This is a genomic window from Paenibacillus sp. FSL M7-1414, assembly GCF_038003195.1.
Classification (GTDB): Bacteria; Bacillota; Bacilli; order Paenibacillales; family Paenibacillaceae; genus Paenibacillus; species Paenibacillus amylolyticus.
In genome coordinates, this window is record NZ_JBBOOS010000001.1 from 1,712,085 (window position 1) to 1,730,256 (window position 18,172).

At 43.3% G+C, this 18,172-nt stretch carries 24 protein-coding genes; 22 read left to right on the plus strand and 2 right to left on the minus strand.

Translation table 11 applies throughout. The features are described 5' to 3' along the window. Positions 1 to 138 precede the first annotated feature (138 nt). From MHH92_RS07695 to MHH92_RS07720, 6 genes are all read left to right on the plus strand, one after another. Entirely contained in the window at positions 139 to 1,101 is a 963-nt protein-coding gene (locus MHH92_RS07695) for an ABC transporter permease (protein WP_370511435.1), read from the plus strand. 16 nt (positions 1,102 to 1,117) lie between these two features. After that, positions 1,118 to 1,990, plus strand: coding sequence for a carbohydrate ABC transporter permease (locus tag MHH92_RS07700; RefSeq protein WP_036610522.1), 873 nt, complete (start codon positions 1,118 to 1,120; stop codon positions 1,988 to 1,990). Positions 1,991 to 2,186: 196 nt separating this feature from the next. Next, positions 2,187 to 2,843 carry a hypothetical protein gene (locus tag MHH92_RS07705; RefSeq protein ID WP_340903008.1) on the plus strand — a complete coding sequence of 219 codons (657 nt, stop codon included), beginning with the start codon at positions 2,187 to 2,189 and terminating at the stop codon, positions 2,841 to 2,843. Positions 2,844 to 2,886: 43 nt separating this feature from the next. Then, a complete protein-coding gene (locus tag MHH92_RS07710) occupies positions 2,887 to 3,354 on the plus strand; it encodes a GNAT family N-acetyltransferase (protein WP_340903009.1) in 468 nt (155 codons plus the stop codon). A 120-nt stretch (positions 3,355 to 3,474) separates the two neighbouring features. Then, positions 3,475 to 5,091, plus strand: a complete 1,617-nt coding sequence (locus tag MHH92_RS07715; RefSeq protein ID WP_282322207.1) for a xylulokinase — start codon at positions 3,475 to 3,477, stop codon at positions 5,089 to 5,091. 296 nt (positions 5,092 to 5,387) lie between these two features. After that, the gene (locus MHH92_RS07720; protein ID WP_340903010.1) at positions 5,388 to 6,029 is read left to right on the plus strand and encodes a FusB/FusC family EF-G-binding protein; all 642 of its coding nucleotides are present in this window, start codon (positions 5,388 to 5,390) and stop codon (positions 6,027 to 6,029) included. Between the two features lie 128 nt (positions 6,030 to 6,157). On the opposite strand, the gene MHH92_RS07725 is transcribed toward MHH92_RS07720, so the two are convergent. Next, positions 6,158 to 6,745: an NAD(P)H oxidoreductase gene (locus MHH92_RS07725; protein ID WP_340907643.1), complete on the minus strand. Its 588-nt coding sequence runs from the start codon at positions 6,743 to 6,745 to the stop codon at positions 6,158 to 6,160. A 244-nt stretch (positions 6,746 to 6,989) separates the two neighbouring features. Between MHH92_RS07725 and MHH92_RS07730 the strand changes: the two genes are divergently transcribed. The 14 genes from MHH92_RS07730 to MHH92_RS07795 all read left to right on the plus strand — a co-directional run bounded on the left by MHH92_RS07730 (position 6,990) and on the right by MHH92_RS07795 (position 14,676). Continuing rightward, positions 6,990 to 7,376, plus strand: coding sequence for a winged helix-turn-helix transcriptional regulator (locus MHH92_RS07730; protein WP_340903011.1), 387 nt, complete (start codon positions 6,990 to 6,992; stop codon positions 7,374 to 7,376). Positions 7,377 to 7,394: 18 nt separating this feature from the next. Then, the gene (locus tag MHH92_RS07735) at positions 7,395 to 7,880 is read left to right on the plus strand and encodes an NUDIX hydrolase (protein WP_340903013.1); all 486 of its coding nucleotides are present in this window, start codon (positions 7,395 to 7,397) and stop codon (positions 7,878 to 7,880) included. A 69-nt stretch (positions 7,881 to 7,949) separates the two neighbouring features. Then, entirely contained in the window at positions 7,950 to 8,339 is a 390-nt protein-coding gene (locus tag MHH92_RS07740) for a hypothetical protein (RefSeq protein WP_340903015.1), read from the plus strand. Between the two features lie 185 nt (positions 8,340 to 8,524). Further along, the gene (locus MHH92_RS07745; RefSeq protein WP_340903016.1) at positions 8,525 to 9,388 is read left to right on the plus strand and encodes a DUF4085 family protein; all 864 of its coding nucleotides are present in this window, start codon (positions 8,525 to 8,527) and stop codon (positions 9,386 to 9,388) included. A gap of 35 nt (positions 9,389 to 9,423) precedes the next feature. After that, positions 9,424 to 9,696, plus strand: coding sequence for a hypothetical protein (locus tag MHH92_RS07750; RefSeq protein ID WP_155985068.1), 273 nt, complete (start codon positions 9,424 to 9,426; stop codon positions 9,694 to 9,696). 22 nt (positions 9,697 to 9,718) lie between these two features. After that, positions 9,719 to 9,934, plus strand: coding sequence for a hypothetical protein (locus tag MHH92_RS07755; RefSeq protein WP_036610495.1), 216 nt, complete (start codon positions 9,719 to 9,721; stop codon positions 9,932 to 9,934). Positions 9,935 to 9,975: 41 nt separating this feature from the next. Continuing rightward, on the plus strand, positions 9,976 to 10,521 hold the full coding sequence (locus MHH92_RS07760) for an HAD-IIIA family hydrolase (protein WP_036669414.1): 546 nt from the start codon (positions 9,976 to 9,978) through the stop codon (positions 10,519 to 10,521). A gap of 20 nt (positions 10,522 to 10,541) precedes the next feature. After that, a complete protein-coding gene (locus MHH92_RS07765; RefSeq protein ID WP_340903020.1) occupies positions 10,542 to 11,015 on the plus strand; it encodes an NUDIX domain-containing protein in 474 nt (157 codons plus the stop codon). 88 nt (positions 11,016 to 11,103) lie between these two features. Continuing rightward, positions 11,104 to 11,967 (plus strand): phosphotransferase, encoded by an 864-nt coding sequence (locus tag MHH92_RS07770; protein ID WP_340903022.1) that lies wholly within the window; start codon positions 11,104 to 11,106, stop codon positions 11,965 to 11,967. Positions 11,968 to 12,056: 89 nt separating this feature from the next. Beyond that, complete coding sequence (locus MHH92_RS07775; protein ID WP_340903023.1) at positions 12,057 to 12,596, plus strand: MepB family protein; 540 nt, start codon at positions 12,057 to 12,059, stop codon at positions 12,594 to 12,596. A gap of 25 nt (positions 12,597 to 12,621) precedes the next feature. Further along, positions 12,622 to 12,882, plus strand: coding sequence for a hypothetical protein (locus tag MHH92_RS07780; RefSeq protein WP_340903024.1), 261 nt, complete (start codon positions 12,622 to 12,624; stop codon positions 12,880 to 12,882). Positions 12,883 to 12,922: 40 nt separating this feature from the next. Further along, positions 12,923 to 13,960 carry a hypothetical protein gene (locus tag MHH92_RS07785; protein ID WP_340903025.1) on the plus strand — a complete coding sequence of 346 codons (1,038 nt, stop codon included), beginning with the start codon at positions 12,923 to 12,925 and terminating at the stop codon, positions 13,958 to 13,960. Between the two features lie 197 nt (positions 13,961 to 14,157). After that, a complete protein-coding gene (locus tag MHH92_RS07790) occupies positions 14,158 to 14,316 on the plus strand; it encodes a hypothetical protein (protein WP_340903027.1) in 159 nt (52 codons plus the stop codon). Between the two features lie 63 nt (positions 14,317 to 14,379). Beyond that, complete coding sequence (locus MHH92_RS07795; RefSeq protein WP_340903029.1) at positions 14,380 to 14,676, plus strand: SHOCT domain-containing protein; 297 nt, start codon at positions 14,380 to 14,382, stop codon at positions 14,674 to 14,676. A 147-nt stretch (positions 14,677 to 14,823) separates the two neighbouring features. On the opposite strand, the gene MHH92_RS07800 is transcribed toward MHH92_RS07795, so the two are convergent. Further along, entirely contained in the window at positions 14,824 to 15,807 is a 984-nt protein-coding gene (locus tag MHH92_RS07800) for a cation diffusion facilitator family transporter (protein ID WP_340903031.1), read from the minus strand. Between the two features lie 292 nt (positions 15,808 to 16,099). Between MHH92_RS07800 and MHH92_RS07805 the strand changes: the two genes are divergently transcribed. Both MHH92_RS07805 and MHH92_RS07810 read left to right on the plus strand, forming a co-directional pair. Then, positions 16,100 to 16,777, plus strand: coding sequence for a response regulator transcription factor (locus MHH92_RS07805; RefSeq protein WP_253506705.1), 678 nt, complete (start codon positions 16,100 to 16,102; stop codon positions 16,775 to 16,777). Beyond that, positions 16,774 to 18,150, plus strand: coding sequence for a sensor histidine kinase (locus tag MHH92_RS07810; protein ID WP_340903033.1), 1,377 nt, complete (start codon positions 16,774 to 16,776; stop codon positions 18,148 to 18,150). The genes MHH92_RS07805 and MHH92_RS07810 overlap by 4 nt, the downstream gene beginning before the upstream one ends. Positions 18,151 to 18,172 lie beyond the last annotated feature (22 nt).

Genomic DNA, 18,172 nt, shown 5'->3' on the forward strand with positions numbered 1-18,172 from the left:
ACCTCTTCTGATGATACCCTAACAAAACACTATCAAGCCTAACAATGTTATATAGCAGACCTCAGAATGGCTTGATACTATTTATATCAGAGAACCCGATCACACACAAAAACTTTTTTTGGGAACAGGAGAAGCGCTATGGAGGCTAAATTGGAGGGTAAGCGGATCCCGCAGGCAAACGTTGGGAACAAGCTGGATAAAAAGAGAAAAAAACGCTACAAACAGCCATGGATTCTGCACTTTATGGTGTTGCCGGCGGCCATTATGGTCTTTATATTTTCATACATTCCGATGTCCGGGATTTTGATGGCATTTCAAGATTATAAACCTGCACTGGGATTTTTCAATTCCGAATGGGTAGGACTGAAACACTTCAGGTACATGTGGGAAAATGATTATTTCCTGCAAATTACGTGGAACACGCTATTTTTTGCCTGTACGAAGATCGTCATGAATCTGATCATTCCGTTTATCTTTGCCTTATTGCTTAACGAGGTACGGAAGATGGCACTGAAAAGAACAATTCAAACACTCGTGTATCTTCCTCACTTTCTGTCTTGGGTTACGTTGTCAGGCATCCTGATCGACATTCTGGCTCAGACGGGTATTGTCAATCAGTTCCTGGTTTCGGTATTCGGCATCAAGCCGATCTTCTTCCTGGGGGATGGCAGCTGGTTCCGGTTCACGATTATAGCGAGTGATGTCTGGAAAGAGTTTGGTTTCAACACAATTATCTTCCTAGCGGCACTGTCCGGTATTAACCCTGCACTCTATGAAGCAGCTGAAGTAGATGGGGCAGGACGCTGGAAGCAAACGATGTATATTACCATCCCGGCACTGATTCCCATTGGGATTGTAATCGCAACACTGGCACTTGGTAATGTGCTTAACGCCAACTTTGACCAGATCTTTAACTTGTATAGTCCGTTGATTTACCAACAAGGAGATATTATCGATACGTTTGTGTATAGAGAAGGTCTGTTAAGTGGGCAGTTCAGTTTCGCTACCGCTGTGAATCTGTTCAAATCGGTCATCAGCCTGATCCTGATTGTGATCTCGTACCGACTGGCTTACCGATTCGCCGGATATCGAATTTTCTAGAAAGGATGACAAACGAATGTACCATAAAACGATGCCTTACCGCATATTCAGCATATTCAACAATGTGTTCCTGACCATCCTTTCACTGCTCTGCTTGCTGCCTTTGTATCACTTGCTCATGGTATCACTTAGTGCATCTGCACCTGCAAATGCTGGTCTCGTAACGTTCTGGCCAATTGGATTTACACTGGAGGCGTATGCCAAGACGTTTGCCAATACCAATTTCCTCTCTTCCTTATGGGTATCTGTGGAGCGGACGGTACTTGGTACTGGACTTGCGTTAATCGTCAACACGATTGCAGCGTATGCACTTTCCAAAGAGACGAGGGTGTTCCGCGCACGTAACATCTATCTGTGGTATTTTGTCATCACGATGCTGTTCAGCGGTGGCCTCATTCCAGGATACATCCTGATTCTAAAGCTGGGACTGATGAACACATTGCTGGCCTTGATCCTGCCAGGATTGGTTGCGGTGTTTAACATTATCTTGCTGCTGAATTTCTTCCGTACCGTTCCGAAGGATCTGGAAGAAGCGGCATTTATCGATGGCGCAGGGCACTTTAAGACGTTTATCAAAATCTATCTGCCTGTCTCGGTACCCGTTATTGCAACGGTTTCGCTCTTCATGATGGTTGGGCATTGGAATGCGTATTTCGACGGAATCATCTACATCCGTGATGCGGAAAAACTGCCACTCGCGACATTCATGCAGACGATCATCGTGCAGGCTGATATGTCGAAGCTTGATCCAGAAGCGGTGAAGAACCTGTCCCAACGGACCATTCGGGCTTCGCAGATCTTTATTAGCGCACTGCCGATCCTACTTGTGTATCCGTTCCTGCAACGGTATTTCGTGACTGGGATTGTGGTAGGTGCTGTGAAAGAGTAGTTGAATGTAGGGAATGAATAGGATTGCAAAATGGAGTCACTGAACTGGGGAAGGCCAGGGAGGTGGCTTCTTTTTTGTGTATAAATAAAGAATGTTGCATATATGTAGTGTATTACCTTTATTTGAATAAAATGGTACGATGGGAAAAATGAAATGCAAGTATATCCTGATTATTCCTATCGAGGAGTTGTACATAGTGAAAAAGATGATGATGTTTACACTTGCTATAACGTTGTTAAGCTGCTCCATGGCTCACACCGTTTCAAGTGCACCTAAGAAAATCAGCGTAATTTTTAATGAAAAGGAACTCAAAACACAGGCAGAAGCCGAAGCGAAAATGATAGACGGCCGAGTATATATCCCGGCTAATATCCTTCGAGGTGCGAGATTCTCGGTAGAGTATAAAAACTCAACGCTGCATTTGGTTAATAGCTATTTTCTGTACACCAGAAATTTGATGGAGATGCATGTGTTTAATCATGTCTTTACAACGCGATTCAACAAGATGGATCAGGAAGTGGTTCACATTTTGGGCAATGTGCTGCTGGAAGAGCCGGTAGATTTCTCGAAATTACACGAGTTCATAGCGGAAGCTGAATCAAATGCGGGAATCCGACCGGAGAACTTTACTCCCGTGCTAGACTATAATTCCTTTGATTTTGGATCTGCGAGACGAAGTGTAGAAGCATACAAAAAAGCAAGTCGAGAGTTAATCGCTTATGTCGATACTGGAGACAAAGAGAGGTTGAAGTCGTTTTACGAAGAGAGAAAACAGGCACTTGAGTACTACGATTCTTATACCAATGTGTATGATCTTATTTTTAAAGCGAGTTTTACGAGTGCAGTGAGATAGAGAAGAAAATAGTAATGATGATAAGTGCGGGAGGGAATTCAAAATGGAATTTAGCAGAATAACTTGGGATAATTTTATCGAATGTATTGAACTTAAAGTTACTCCAGACCAACAAAGATTCATATCCTCGAATCAACATGCACTTGCTGAAGCGTACGTTGCCTCAGATGAGGGGCAGATTATTATTACTTTTGCAGTCTATAAGGAAGATAATATGGTAGGTTTTATTTCGATGTACTATGATGACGGGGATGGCAATTTTGAATATAGCAGTTATGGCATCTTCAAGATGATGATTGACCAGCGATACCAAGGTAAGGGATATGGTAAAGAAATGGTAGTAAAAGCAATCGAGTATGCGAGAACTTTCCCACGTGGAAAAGCCAAAGTTGTAGAACTCACCTACAAACCTGAAAACCTAGCTGCGAAGAAAATTTATGACTCTCTTGGTTTTATTCAAACTGGTGAAATATTGGCATGTGGCGAAGTACAGGCGGTATTAACTTTGTAATTGTCCGTTACAGCTCCAATTCTGCTCTTTCTTCATGAAATTTACACCTTGATTTGGGCTATTCAAATCACCTATTTCCGAATCGGGCGAATTCCAAATTGAGAGAGGATGAATACGATGATGGATCAAAACTTGAAACAAGCAATAGTCAGGGGAGAAACTTCGCTAGGCATTGAATTTGGATCCACACGAATCAAAGCTGTACTCATGGATCACCATTTTAATACCATCTGTTCAAGCAGTTATGAGTGGGAAAATCAATTGATTGGCGGTTACTGGACTTACCATATCGATGAAATGATTCATGGGTTGCAACAAACTTATCATCAATTAAAGCAAGAGATTGAAAAAAATTATGGTGTAACGATACAAAAAATTGGCTCAATCGGATGTTCTGCTATGATGCAGGGTTATATTGCACTTGATCAAAATGGGGAGTTATTGGTTCCGTTTCGTACATGGCGTAATGCCACAACGGGGAAGGCTGCATCAGAGCTAACCGAGAAATTCCAGTTTAAAATTCCAGAGCGCTGGAGCATCGCACATTTGTATCAAGCGATTTTGAACGGAGAAGAGCATGTTACGAACATCAATTATATTACGACGTTATCGGGTTACATACATCGGCTGTTAACTGGCAGTAAAGCTATTGGTATAGGGGATGCCTCAGGTATGTTCCCAATTGATGAATCCACACTGGAATACCATGAAGATATGTTGAAGAAGTTTGACGATATAATTGCCGACAAAGGCTACACGTGGAATCTTAAAGATATTTTACCTAAAGTGTACACTGCAGGTGAACATGCCGGATATCTTAGTGAAGCTGGTGCCCGACTGTTAGATCCATCAGGTAACTTGGAATCCAATATTCCACTTTGCCCTCCGGAAGGCGATGCTGGAACAGGCATGGTTGCTACGAATAGTGTCCAAAAACGTACGGGTAACATTTCCGTAGGTACATCGATTTTTGCCATGATTGTATTAGAAAAAAACCTATCTAGGGTATACCCTGAGATTGACATCGTGACTACACCTGATGGCAATCCTGTGGCTATGGTTCTTGCGAATAACTGCTCCAGCGATATTAATGCCTGGGTCGACTTGTTCCGTGAGTTTTATGAGGCGATGGGACAGAAGCCCGATATGAACCAGTTATTCAGTGTGTTGTTCAATGAAGCACTGAAAGCTGACGCTGATGGCGGTGGCTTACTGAGCTATGGCTACTATTCAGGCGAGAACATTACAGGAATTGCAAAAGGTCGTCCATTGTTCGTACGTTCTCCAGAGAGCCGCTTCAATCTGGCAAACTTTATGAGAGTCCATCTGTTTGCTGGGTTTGCTGCACTAAGGCTCGGGCTGGATATTCTCACACAGAAGGAGCACGTAACGATTGAGCACATTTGGGCGCATGGCGGATTGTTCAAAACCCCACTAGTCGCTCAAAAAATGTGCGCAACCGCACTGAATATTCCCGTGTCGGTCATGTCTACCGCTGGTGAAGGTGGCGCATGGGGAATGGCTATTTTGGCTTCCTACATGGTTAATAAGCAGCAACACGAGGGTTTGGCGGAGTACCTTACTACTAAGGTGTTTATTGATGCAGAAGGACAAGAGATTTCTCCAAATAGCGCGGATGTGAATGGATTTGCCTTGTTCATGGAGCGTTACACAGAAGGACTGGCCATTGAGCAGTCAGCGGTAGATCATTTCGTGGAAAATGGGAAAAAAGCCTGAGATGTAATCATATTTCTTGAACAGAGGAAATTGGAACGAAGCCCGTTGCCTACACTATGATGCCCTGTTATAATTTCGATATATCTATCGTATTGGGGGTTATGACGTGGCAATATGGATAATGCCGGATTGCTCGTTCGCTAGAAAGCCTTACGCAAAGCCTGAATAGGGGCGGACTTTGTGTAGGGCGCGACAAAAATGAGATTGTTGCCCTGGAATCTACATTAACATAATGTTACATCCCGCAGGCTTTGCACCTTATTTGTTCTTCCAATAAAAATAAGGGGCTGAACGCCATGCAAACACCATTTATTCAGAATCATCAATTTAATTATATTCAAAAACAAGCTGATTTCCTGCTCAAAACGCTACGCTCGGTTGCGGATCCAAAAGTATTGGAAACCGTCCGTTATACGGTTGGCACAAATGCGGTGAGCATCTTCGATGAACTCACTCTGGAGCAGAAGCAACTGCTGGAGCAGTTATCCACGTATGAGACGACACATGAATTGCAGACGTATCTGAACCAGATCGAATCATATCTGATTCCATATCCGCAAGTATCAGCGAAGCAGATTCAGAAGTTGTTTCCAAAGGCCAAGAAGCTTAAAGTGCCCGATCTCGAATCCATCGATTACGCACACACAACCTATCTGAGATGGACTGACATTGCGACGAGCCGTTTGTTCATCGTGTACCCGCACGAAGGCAGATTCCTCGGTATTGAGGGACGGATTACACCCACGAACAAAAAAGGGTACTGCATGTTCTGTCATCGTCATCAGGAGCTGGGATTCTTCAACGTGAAGACCAAGGCTCATTCGCCGGATAACTTTTCTTCCATTGCCCAGTACGTATGCATGGATAACACAGCTTGCAACCATAGCATTACCGATATCACTATGTTGGAGAAGTTTCTTCTCTCGACAGTAAAATAATGAAAGACACACAGGCAGGGTCGCTCTTCGGAGCGACCTTTTTGCCGTGTTCAAGCGTAGTGATTCGCCATTGAACGTACCACTAAACTTCAGAATTCATATTCGGGTCATACATTTTTCTCATACGATCATGGAGTCGAAATATCGTTGGCATAGTTCAGTCCCAAGTGATGTGCATGGTTCAGCAGTGCCTCATAATGCTCAGGCTTGGATTCCAACGTTTCATATAAAAACTCAACCCTCGATTGGGACACGCCGCAGTAATCGGCAATCCCCACATTGAGCAGGTTGGCGATCGATTGACCATAGTTGCGCTTATGCATCTGTTCTTCCGTCACACCCGAAAGAGAGATCCACAAGATCTGCTTATGAGAGAGCTTGTTCGCGCCGTAGGCAAATCCGTTGTTCATGACACGATCCACATAACCTTTCAACATGGCTGGCAGATGCCACCACCAGAGAGGAAACACAAAAGCCACAGCATCGTGTTTCTTCAACCGCTCCATCTCCGTCTCAACCTCAGGCGAGAATACCTGATTTTCTTGGGTATAGTCTGGTTCATCCATCTCTCGGAGAATTGGGTCGAAGCCAATCCCATGCAAATCCAATATCTCATAACCGTGACCAGCATCGGTAAGACCCTGTGCAAAACGTTGAGCTACCTGAAAGGTCAAGGAGTCTTTTCTTGGGTGGGATACTACAACGAGTACGTTCATCTTATCTTTCACTACCTTTCTGGATTGCAGTCTTGTAGCCATAAATCAGTGGCTGATGCTATTATAAACAGGTATGAAAACATCTGGAAGTACGCACTTTGATGTTCTATAGGAAGAATGAAGTGCTATAGGAACATTAAAGTACCCTAAATGGATGCCTCGAAATAGGCTCAAATAATAGAAAAAAGAGCAATAAAAAGATTATGATTCACCTTGATATAGCCTGATTATGGAGGGGTTCAGAATGACGGAACATGAAGACACAAACGCTCCAAAGAAATATAAAGTAGGCGTGGAAGCGGCCTTGGAAGTGATGGGCGGGAAGTGGAAGCCTTTGATTATTTATCATTTGATGACAGGACGTAAACGCACGTCGGAGCTTCGAAGATTGATACCGGACATTACACAGAAGATGCTGACAACACAGCTCAGAGGACTTGAAAAGGATGAGATCATACAGCGCAAAGTATATTCGGAGGTGCCTCCCAAAGTGGAATATGAGTTGACGGACTACGGATGGGGACTCAAGCCCGCGCTGGACCATTTATGTTATTGGGGAGAAGAGCATCTGGACAAAATCCACGGGGATAAGTTTAAAGTATTGGAGGATTTCGATTCTCAGGAAAGTTGAAGAGAGGGGCACGAGAAGGTGGATGGTGCAGAGCACGTGAAACAGGTAGTTCCCATTCGTTGTGAAGGCGTGGCTGTAGTTCTGTTGAAGAAAAGCCTCGATCAATACCGTGTACTGATGCTAAAGCGGGCTGGTCGTATGTTGCATAACGAGTGGTGTTATGTTGGCGGCGGGATAGAAAAGGGCGAGAAGGCATGGGAAGCTGCACTCAGAGAAGTTCATGAGGAAACAGGTATTACGGAAGTCCGGTTGTATTCTGCCAATCAATTCGAACAATATTATTCACCCATGGGGGAGTATATCTATACCGCTCCCGTATTCGTAGGATATGTGGATGAAAGCCAGGTTGTCCGGTTAAATCATGAACATACCGAGTACCAATGGATGACGTTTGACGAAGCTAAAGAAAATGCGGCATTGCCTGGGATTGATAACATTTTGGATTTTGTTGAAAAGTATTTTGCCAGAAAAGCCCCTTCCGAGTGGCTTCGGATTAATGGTTAGAATAATTAGGAGGTGGAACTCATCACATACAAGACGATTTATCCAAGAGCATGGTTGAGCCTATTATGTATGTTGGTCATTGAAGCTATGTTTTTCAGAAATATTATTTATGATGAAAATGGTATTATGAAGTACTTCCTGATCGTTATATTGACCTTTATTCTCGGTTATATCGTTTTTCTGCTCTGGCGTTTGTTTTTCACTAAACCCAGTATTACGCTGGAAAGCGATCATGTGATTTCTATGAAACTTCAGAGATATGATGCATCTCAGATTGAGTGTATTTATATGAATTACAGACGGATTGGCATCAAACTCTATGGTAAACGGTTAGTGCCGATGGATCTATGTTTTTATTTTCAACGAGGTCAGGAGTCCGCAGGAGTAGAATCAGTGTATGAATGGGCGGCGCGAAATGACAAAGAGATTAAACATAAATTGTTTCAAACCATGGGATAGAACAGTGCATTTGCGAATATAAGGAATCGTTGAGGCTGAGGATTTTGGAGGCGTAGCGATGCAAACAATAGAGCAATTTCTAACGAGATCGATCTGAAGTGGTCGAGGTGTTAGGCTTTACGAGATCTGTTATCGCTAACACGATTATTGACGTAGATTTCTAAAAACCAGTAGGAGAGGTGCTTATGAGATATCTAACGAAAGAATGGTATGAGTTGTGTCAACAGACACATCTTCATTTTGGTTTAAGAGTACATAACGGAGCTAATGAGTCAGATGAGAATCTATTTTTAAGGCTGTATAAAAGAAAGGAAAAAGCGCATGTGAAAGAAGAACGCGGAATGTATAACTTGGACCCACGTTTCATGCTGGAGCATGATGGACAGGTGCTCACTCGCCTAGACAAAGCTTTCGGTGAGGAAGAAGTGACAGAAGAGGATCAGATCGTATTTCACATGCCGCCGGAACAAAGAGCACATATCGAGAAACGTATTGCAGAATATGATGTACGACCTCCTTTTGATGAGAAGAAATGCAAGGAAGAGTACAAAGAATCGATAGAGTGGACTTTTCAATATAAGGCAGAGAATTTGCCACTAGAAATCGTTGAACAAATTGCGGATATTCGTGTGTTTACATTGGGATATTGCACGAGAGAAGTTTTACAGCAATTAAAGAAAAAAAGTGCAGAAAATAGGAGAGAGATGGGACGCGTATCAACCCAATACAGGGAAACAATGATGGCACAGGAGATCCCCGATGAAATACATGGCCGGGTTCAATATCATGATTGTACGGTAACGGAACTGTTGACGATGGATGAAGTGGTTATTCGTTTTGACACCCGTGGGGGCTTCACCAATATAAATAAACTTACGCTGGTTGCACCCGAAATCATCAAGCAAGACGGTGGGATTGTAGGCAGTTACTGGCTGTATCAAGAGCTGTATCGAATCGATAACGGATATGAGCTTCATGTTTTATTTGAGGGAGAGAGTATGCCTGAATTGATTGTTCGCTGTGCTGACATTCTCGTAGAGGAAGAATGAGAGAGGCCAAGAGGATGAATATGGAGGGAATAGAGATGGAATGGACCACCAGTACCTTTGGTTATTTATCTACTCCCGTATTTGTCGTGGGCATTGCATGTTACTTCTTTCCTGATTTTCTATACAAAATATTTGTTCTGATGAGATATCGAAAAATTAAACCGAATTACGAGTTTGAAGATAACCCACCTAATAGTGATATCCCTAAACATATCGAAATAATATTAAAAGTACTAGGCACCATAATGGTTATATTAGGGATGATATGGTTTTGGTTTTCAGAAGAGTTTTATAACATATTATTTTGACAGCAAGGAGTTGAACACCATTTTGGAGTTTTATGGAGCTTTAGTAGTATCACTTATATGTTTAATTGTCGTTCTTATCTTTGCAGCAATTGTACGTTATGCGATAGATTCATCCAAAACATCGAAAAAGCTGGATGTATTAATCAAAGAAGTACACTATCTGAAAACTGAAATTAAAAAATTGCAACACCATAAGCAGCAAGATGGTAGCAAGCATATTATTGACGAAAAAGTATAGATGAACACCTTGAAATTTTTCTGAGAAGGGAACGGACCTTGATGAACCCACAGGTGAACGTACAAGCTGTTTTTATAGACAGAGATGGAACAATTGGTGGTACAGGTCATTTTATTCATCCGAGAGATTTCAGATTATACCCCAATGCTCAAGAAGCAATTATGCATTTAAAGCGAGAAGGAATTATGGTACTGGCTTTTACGAATCAATATCGAATCTCACGTGGAGAAGCAAGTGTTGAGGATTTTGAAGAGCAATTTCGTGAGTATGGATTCGATCACTCCTATATATGTCCGCATGAGCAAGAATGCAGTTGCAGAAAGCCTAAACCCGGAATGTTATTACAGGCATCAGAGGAACACGGTCTGGATTTATCCAAATGCATAGTAATTGGAGATGTAGGAGATACAGACATGCTTGCTGCCCATGCCGTAGGAGCGACCAAGATCATGGTGCGAACAGGCTGGGGGGAATCTTCATTAACCAAATTCAGAGACAAATGGATGGAGACCGAACCTGATTATATCGCAGAAGATATTTGGGATGCCGTACAATGGATCATTCATGGAAGAGAATTCAGTAATTAAAAGACAGGAGGTAACTGTGTATGGGCATGTCAGACTATTACAAAAACCTGAGGGAAAAGATCGGCAACGAGCTTGTTTTTATGCCGGGTGTAGCTGGGATTATCCGAAATGAACAAGGGGAGATTCTGTTCGGTCGTAAACATAACGAATCAACCTGGGGGCTGATTGCTGGAGCAATTGAGCTTGGTGAAATACCGGCGCAAGCGATGGTAAGAGAGGCACTGGAAGAGACAGGTCTAGTTGTTGAACCCGAGAAGATTATCGGGGTATACGGGGGTGAAGCAAGACGGTTTACATACAGTAATGGTCATCAGGTTGAATATTTGACTATCGTATTTGAATGCAGGATCAAATACGGGCAACTCACGCCCGATAATGAAGAGATGAAGGATCTGCAGTTTTTCCCCGAGGATCAGCTTCCACCCATGGCAAACCAGTATCCAGATTATATGTTTAGCTCCAATCAAGAGGAACGGGCGCATTTTGAAAGATAATCCAACCGACTGTGCGATTGAAATCTAAACTCACTCACCTTATCTTCGACAAATGAATTCAGATCCTAGTTATTATGAGGAGAACCATATGTTAATTAATCCAACGATTAATGAGATCAATGACTTATTCAAGATGCATTCCATCAACGAAGAAATATCTGAAATTCAAAGTTTGTCAGGTACCACAGCTGGACGTATTTATCGATTGAGTACAAGTCTGAATAAGCACTATATTTTGAAATCAGATGAACCCGAACAGATTCACATCGCCCAGCAGTTTTTGGATACGTATAAGAATTCTTCGTTACTGCCTGAAGTTTTGTTGACTGATCCGGATAACACTTATTTCATTTATACGTATATGGAAGGTACGACCCATTTCAACCGGGGCCAGAAAAGAGACTGGTTAACTCGTCTGGTGAAAGAGTTATTCAATACATATGTGCGTTCTACAGATACGAAATCATGGGGCAGAATAGAGTTCCCACAGAGGACATGGAAAGAATTCAATCAGATTAGTATTCATGAAGCAAAGATGAATATCGGAAGTGTTTTAACGACAGATGATTATAATCTGGTTCAATCCAAAGTGGATCGTCTTTTTCATGAGGAAGAAGAAAAGTTTCTTTTACATGGCGATACGGGGGTTCATAATTTTGTATATGATAAAAATGAACTCATCGGCGTTATTGACCCATCTCCAATGGTTGGACCTATCCTCTATGATTTCTTGTATGCTTTTAGCTCTTCGCCGGATGATATCAACACCGAAACATTATTTGCTACGTTCGAACTTTTAGAGCAAGTAGATATGGATAAATCCAGATTGATAGAGGAAGCTCAGGTCCATCTATATTGCCGAATTGGGCTGAGTAACAAGCATCATCCTGATGATCTGCCTGAGTATTTGAAGGCTTGGCATGAATGGAAGCGATTATGTCAGGAACTTTGAACTAACAAACTTTTTACAGCTATCGCAAATGCCTTAGTTCAGACTATACAAGAAAGGAGAGATATCACAAGTTTGATAACAAAAGTAGTTTGAATCGTCTGAATGCTTGGACGACCTCCGATGTACTTCATGGCGACTTACTTGCCAGTAAAGAACTTATCTATGACAAGTGTGGCTTTGTATGCTCACAACCATATGAAGAAGCACAAAATGCTGAATATGGTGCATATGTGTTCACCATAAATGCTCTCTCCATTCGATTTCGCGTCGCCAAAACCACGCCAACCAAGATCGGACAATTTGTTACCCTATGGCAGCGGAGTGAGGATGGAACGACACAGCCATATGATGGATCAGATCCAGCAGATGTGTATGTCATTAGTACGCGCGCAGGCAGCCACTTTGGTCAATTTGTATTTCCAAAGCATGTATTGTTACAGCGAGATATCATATCGGATCAAGGCAAAGGTGGCAAGCGAGCCATACGTGTATACCCGCCTTGGGACAAACCAACAAGTAAACAGGCTCTAAAAACACAGCAATGGCAGCTGGAATACTTCTTGAAAGTATCTTTTACCGAACCGTTGAACTGTGATCAAGCTCGGGTACTTTATGATAAACCATTATAATCACCTATGATTTAGGAGTGTGGTCATGATCGTATTAACGTCAGCAATAGCATTTACCTTCCTGATCCTAATCGTGATTCTCTTTCAAGTTGCTTTAGCGGTAGGTGTGCCTTGGGGGGAGTACGCCATGGGTGGAAAGTTTCCCGGGAAATACCCTATCTCCAATAATCATTGCCATTTCATAACAATGAGCAACAAAGAAATATACAAAAACAGAGCTCTGGCATGTATGCCAAAGGGCTCTATTAATCACTGCCGTTCCTCATTTATACTTATGATAGTTTAACCCTACATAGAGAAGATCAACGGAGAGGAGTGGTTTTATTATGCCGATCTACTACTACCTTGCAGCAGTTTTAGTTGTAACAGCCTATATGGTTCGACGTAAGCTCAAGATTTTCCGTCCAGCAGCAGGAAGACGCAGAAAACAGATGAAAGTTACGTACAGACGAAAAAAAGCACCATTGAATCTTGGACTTCGAGAAGAAGTCTCCTATCAGCAAACCATTCTTCAATTGGAGAAGAGTTACAATAAGCATTTTGCCAACAAACTCAAGATCCGAATTCAACAGGAATATCCTCACATGAAAACGCTGGAGTATCGGTGGAAATTGATAGAGCTTAAGCGATATTTCATTATGGCTTCATTACTTAAGCAGGTGCCCATGTTCAGTGATGAAGTTGATGATTTGTGGCATGAGATGCTGATGTTTACGAAATCTTACGCTGATTTTTGTGCAGAATTAATGGGTTCCACGGTACACCATGAGCCGGCAATCACCCGCCGCGAAACGCCAGAAGCACGTGCATGGTTTGACTGGGTGTACTGCCAATTATTTGAGTTCACCCCCTACAGTGCTGCAATCTGGGGTGATTTTTTCACTTACCCATTATCCAGTGATGTACAGAAGCTGATCGCACAGGGAGATCAATCCGAACTGGTGAATGAACTGTTTCATGCCAGACGCATGCAGGAGGATCCTGAAGCTGCTCAGGTGATTGCCTACTTGATTGGTCAACTACGTAGATCCGCAACTCTAAGTGAAGAAGAGCTGTCTCCAGCATCTTCCGGAAGTAGCGATGTAGCTCTCGTCATGGCTAGCGCCATGATATATTACTCCATGCATAACGAGGCGACATATGGGCTACACATGGGCCGGCTGGAGCAGGAAATTCTTCCACAGGAAAAGGCAGCCTATGGTTCCTCGTCAAGCAGTAGTTGCACGAGCAGTTCCAGCTGTTATGCGGATCAATGTACCGACAGTAGTAGTTCCTCGGGAGAATCCGGATCATCCTCGGGATCATCTTCTGACTCTTCTTGCAGCTCATCCAGCTGTTCATCTTGTGGTGGTGGCGGAGATTAATGAAGTTGAGTATTTGGGCTACAGTGAATCTGCAATCTTGAATGAAACAGTCACTAGACAAATGGAGATTGCCGGAAGGGAAGAGCACATGCGAAGCAACAAATTCACACCGTATTTAAGTTTTATAGGTTTTGGATTAGTCATTCTGACCTTAAGCGTGAATGTAAGCTTTAAGCTAGGAATTGAGAAAGGCTTGGATGAAGTCCACGCTGGAACGCGGAAAAATGAACAAAGAAGATTTCTTGGATCAGATCAAGAAAGTTAAGACCAGTTTGGGAATCAACATCAGTTATATTGTCATCCTGTTGTTTCAGCTTGGATACGTCATTATAAACTGGGACGAGGTTGATGTTTAGTATTCGGACCGACCTTTCCTGATTTTGAATAGAAATATACATAACCTTTAGGAGGAATATTCATTGAAAGCATTATCAATCGTTAGCCTTATTGGGTTCTTACTCAATTTTTTATTTATCGTAGTTTTTATAGATGGTTCGCAAGAAAGTGCGGAGGTAGCGGCAGGTTTGGGGATTTTGGGTGTCCTGTATGGTCTGCTTTTCTCAATCCTAGCTTTGATCATATCAAGCAAGAGAAAAAAGACCCCTGTAAATGTTCATGAACAACTGCTTCAGCTAGGTGACTTAAAAGAAAAAAATATCATATCAGAATATGAATTCGATCAAAAGAAAGAGAAGTTACTCTCCAGATACAAGTAGTCCAGAGCCCGCTACGGTTAGGTAAAGGCTATTCTATTTTCTACTCATACCAAAAAGCTGAACTTAGGAAAATAAAAACAGGGCGTTCCCTTCACCGGGGAATCTGCCCTGTTTTCATTTAGAAGCAACTAATATTTGTTACCCTTCTCAATGGTGATGATGTGCGTGAGCATCTGGTGCGTCGCCTTTGACGGTACATAATACCGAGGTGTCATGCAGATGTTTTTCGGACTCTACTTGGAGCGTCACATGTTTGATTTCTTTATGCTCCAGCATATGTTCAATCTTCTGAACCAGGATCTCGGATGCATAAACATCCATCATTCCATCCACCACAATATGAGCGGTCAGCGCATTCAGGTTACTGGTGATGGACCAGACATGCACATCGTGTACACCTTTGACGCCATCGACTTGTTTAATGGTCTGCACCAGTTCATTCACATCGACATTGGCTGGAGTGCCTTCCATCAAAATATGCAGGGATGATTTGGTGACATAGAAACCACTTCGTAATACCAACGCCGCGACAATCACACTCGCCAGTGGATCGGCCCAACCCCAGCCAAAGAACATCATGAGCAGTGCTGCCGCAATGGCCCCAACCGATCCCAGCATGTCACTGATGACATGGAGATAAGCCCCGCGCATATTCAGGTTATTCTCTGTATCACTACCACGCATCATGATCCAGGCCACCAGAATATTAATGAGCAATCCAATGACGCTGATGATTAACATACCTATGGTTGCGACTTCTGGCGGGTGGATAAAACGACCAATGGCTTCGTAAAAAATGTAGAGCGCAATGGCGATTAACGTAATTCCGTTTAACGTAGCGGCCAAAATTTCAAATCTTCTGTACCCGTACGTTTTACCAGTATTCACTGCTTTTTCACCAAAGGTGAACGCCAGTAAAGCGATCCCGAGTGCAATGGAATCGGACAACATATGACCTGCATCCGAGATGAGCGCGAGACTGTTGGTGATGAATCCACCAATGGCTTCAACGATCATATAGATGGTAATAATAATGAAGGAAAACAACAGGACTTTCTTGTTATTGGTAGTATGAGCGTGGTTGTGTCCATGATCGTGCCCATGGTTCTGATCGTGATGATGTCCGGACATATAAATCCTCTCCTTTGGAGCCTTGCTCCGTTATGTAATATGGTTTCTAGTGTGGCTATAATTGATCCTTAGCGATGGTTAATCACTAACAAATGAATATATGAGCGTTCGTTCATATATTATGGTTTTATTATAGTTGTGCCTCATAATAGTGTCAACCAGATTCATGGAAATGTAAACATGGCCGCGGTGTTTCCGGGAATGTGTGCTGGCGAATGAGATTGCTTTTATGCTACCATCTGTGCAGAATCAAAGTGAGATGTACTTGTTACATAGAAGGGCGGACAACCATATGAAACATCTGCTGCTGGCAGACGATGATGCCAATATTCGAGCACTCCTGCGGCATGTCATGACCAAGGAAGGGTATCGGGTCCATGAAGCACAGGATGGATTGGCAGCGGTCAAACTGATGCAAGAAACGCCGATCGATCTGGCGATCCTCGATGTGATGATGCCAGGTATGGATGGACTGGAGTTATGTGATTACATTCGGCAGCATTACGACATTCCAATTATGTTGCTGACGGCTCGAGATCAGCTATCTGACAAGAGAGACGGTTATTTGAAAGGAACGGATGAATACGTGACCAAGCCGTTTGAACCTGAAGAACTGGTCTATCGGGTAAAGGCGTTGTTTCGTCGGTACCATCGCACATCCAGCGATATTATCCGTATGAACCGGATTGTCATTGACCGCAACAATGTGGAGGTTACCGATGGGCAATCCATTCTCTTTTTGCCAATGAAAGAATTTGAATTACTCTCACAGCTTGCCCAGTTTCCAAGCCGTTTGTTCTCGCGGGATGAGCTCATTCGGCTCGTATGGGGAGCAGATTATGAAGGAGATGACCGTACCGTTGATGTACATATCAAGCGACTCCGTGATCGTTTTGCCGATTATACGGATGACTTCGTCATTCAGACGGTCCGGGGCATTGGATACAAGATGGAGGTGAAAGCACCTTGAGGACCTTGTACGTCCGGGTATTCCTCATTACGATTGCGGTGATTATGGTCAGCGGCATGCTCGGTTTTCTTTTGTCGAATATCTACTACCATACAAAGCTCAAGGATTTTAATGATGAGAAACTGGTGGGCATCGCGATGCAAATGAAGCAGTTTGTGGAGCAGCAACCCGGCACGATGGAGGATTATCTGAACAATGCCGCCGCACTCGGATACGAAATCTATGTGACGGATGGAAAAGGCACTGACCAATTCTATGGCCGCGAATTCCGTGAAAAAGATCTGAATAAGCAAGCTGTAGATCTGGTGCTGCGGGGTGAGGTATACCATGGTGTCGCTCAGTTTCCGAGTAAACCTTTCATTACCGGTTTTTTCGATAATCAATTAAGTAACACCGTGGGTGTTCATCTGCAACTGGGCAATGCCAATTACGCTCTCTTTATGCGCCCGGATGTAATTCTGCAATTCGGTGAGCTGCGAATCTTTTTTGCGCTGATTGGAGCATTGACGATAGGTATTAGTATCCTGATCTTTCTGATCAGTACCCGCTATCTGGTCAATCCGATTGAACGTCTGTCCGAGGCGACCAAGCGCGTTGCTCAAGGAAAATATAATCTGAAATTGCCTACCGCAAGGCGGGATGAGATTGGACAGCTGGCCCAGCATTTCATGACCATGAGTCGTGAATTGGAAAGGGTCGATCAGGCGCGGCAGCAGTTTGTATCGAATGTATCGCATGAGATTCAATCACCGCTGACCTCGATTCAGGGTTTTGCCCAATTGGTGGCGGATCGGGATCTGCCTGAACAGGAACGGGAGCACTATGCATCGATCATTGAGGAAGAGAGTCGTCATCTCTCCTTGCTCAGTAAACAACTGCTTCTCCTGTCCTCCCTTGAACAAGGCAACGAAGATCTGTCCAAAGTGAAGTTCTCTTTGCGAGATCAATTCCGGCAAACGGTTCAGGTGCTGCAATGGCAACTCGAAGAAAAAGAACTGCTGCTTCGGATATCGGTGCCCGAATCCATCCAGCTGGTCGGCAATGAAGTGCTGCTCATGCAGGTGTGGATGAATCTGCTGGGTAATGCAGTGAATCATCTGCCACAGGGAAGAAGCATCGAGATTCATGCGGAGCAGTCGGATAACCAGTATGTGATTCAGATTCGGGATACAGGAGACGGGATTGCTGCGGAGCATCTGCCTTTCCTGTTCGATCGATTCTATCGGGTGGATCGTGCGCGGGAACGTTCTTCTGGACGAACCGGGCTTGGACTTGCCATTGTGCAGAAAATTATCCGAATTCATGACGGTACAATCGAGGTTTCCAGTTCGCCTGAGGGTACAGTCTTCACGGTGACACTTCCGCAGATGTAATCTGTTATTCATTTGCCGTTCA

Coding starts and splice junctions, on each gene's coding strand:
- MHH92_RS07740 (WP_340903015.1), top strand. CDS start 7,950: ATGTTGGTCATTGAAGCTATGTTTTTCAGAAATATTATTTATGATGAA.
- MHH92_RS07720 (WP_340903010.1), top strand. CDS start 5,388: ATGCAAACACCATTTATTCAGAATCATCAATTTAATTATATTCAAAAA.
- MHH92_RS07785 (WP_340903025.1), top strand. CDS start 12,923: ATGCCGATCTACTACTACCTTGCAGCAGTTTTAGTTGTAACAGCCTAT.
- MHH92_RS07800 (WP_340903031.1), bottom strand. CDS start 15,807: ATGTCCGGACATCATCACGATCAGAACCATGGGCACGATCATGGACAC.
- MHH92_RS07765 (WP_340903020.1), top strand. CDS start 10,542: ATGGGCATGTCAGACTATTACAAAAACCTGAGGGAAAAGATCGGCAAC.
- MHH92_RS07780 (WP_340903024.1), top strand. CDS start 12,622: ATGATCGTATTAACGTCAGCAATAGCATTTACCTTCCTGATCCTAATC.
- MHH92_RS07805 (WP_253506705.1), top strand. CDS start 16,100: ATGAAACATCTGCTGCTGGCAGACGATGATGCCAATATTCGAGCACTC.
- MHH92_RS07745 (WP_340903016.1), top strand. CDS start 8,525: ATGAGATATCTAACGAAAGAATGGTATGAGTTGTGTCAACAGACACAT.
- MHH92_RS07725 (WP_340907643.1), bottom strand. CDS start 6,745: ATGAACGTACTCGTTGTAGTATCCCACCCAAGAAAAGACTCCTTGACC.
- MHH92_RS07770 (WP_340903022.1), top strand. CDS start 11,104: ATGTTAATTAATCCAACGATTAATGAGATCAATGACTTATTCAAGATG.
- MHH92_RS07790 (WP_340903027.1), top strand. CDS start 14,158: ATGAAGTCCACGCTGGAACGCGGAAAAATGAACAAAGAAGATTTCTTG.
- MHH92_RS07750 (WP_155985068.1), top strand. CDS start 9,424: ATGGAATGGACCACCAGTACCTTTGGTTATTTATCTACTCCCGTATTT.
- MHH92_RS07710 (WP_340903009.1), top strand. CDS start 2,887: ATGGAATTTAGCAGAATAACTTGGGATAATTTTATCGAATGTATTGAA.
- MHH92_RS07730 (WP_340903011.1), top strand. CDS start 6,990: ATGACGGAACATGAAGACACAAACGCTCCAAAGAAATATAAAGTAGGC.
- MHH92_RS07715 (WP_282322207.1), top strand. CDS start 3,475: ATGGATCAAAACTTGAAACAAGCAATAGTCAGGGGAGAAACTTCGCTA.
- MHH92_RS07700 (WP_036610522.1), top strand. CDS start 1,118: ATGTACCATAAAACGATGCCTTACCGCATATTCAGCATATTCAACAAT.
- MHH92_RS07695 (WP_370511435.1), top strand. CDS start 139: ATGGAGGCTAAATTGGAGGGTAAGCGGATCCCGCAGGCAAACGTTGGG.
- MHH92_RS07760 (WP_036669414.1), top strand. CDS start 9,976: ATGAACCCACAGGTGAACGTACAAGCTGTTTTTATAGACAGAGATGGA.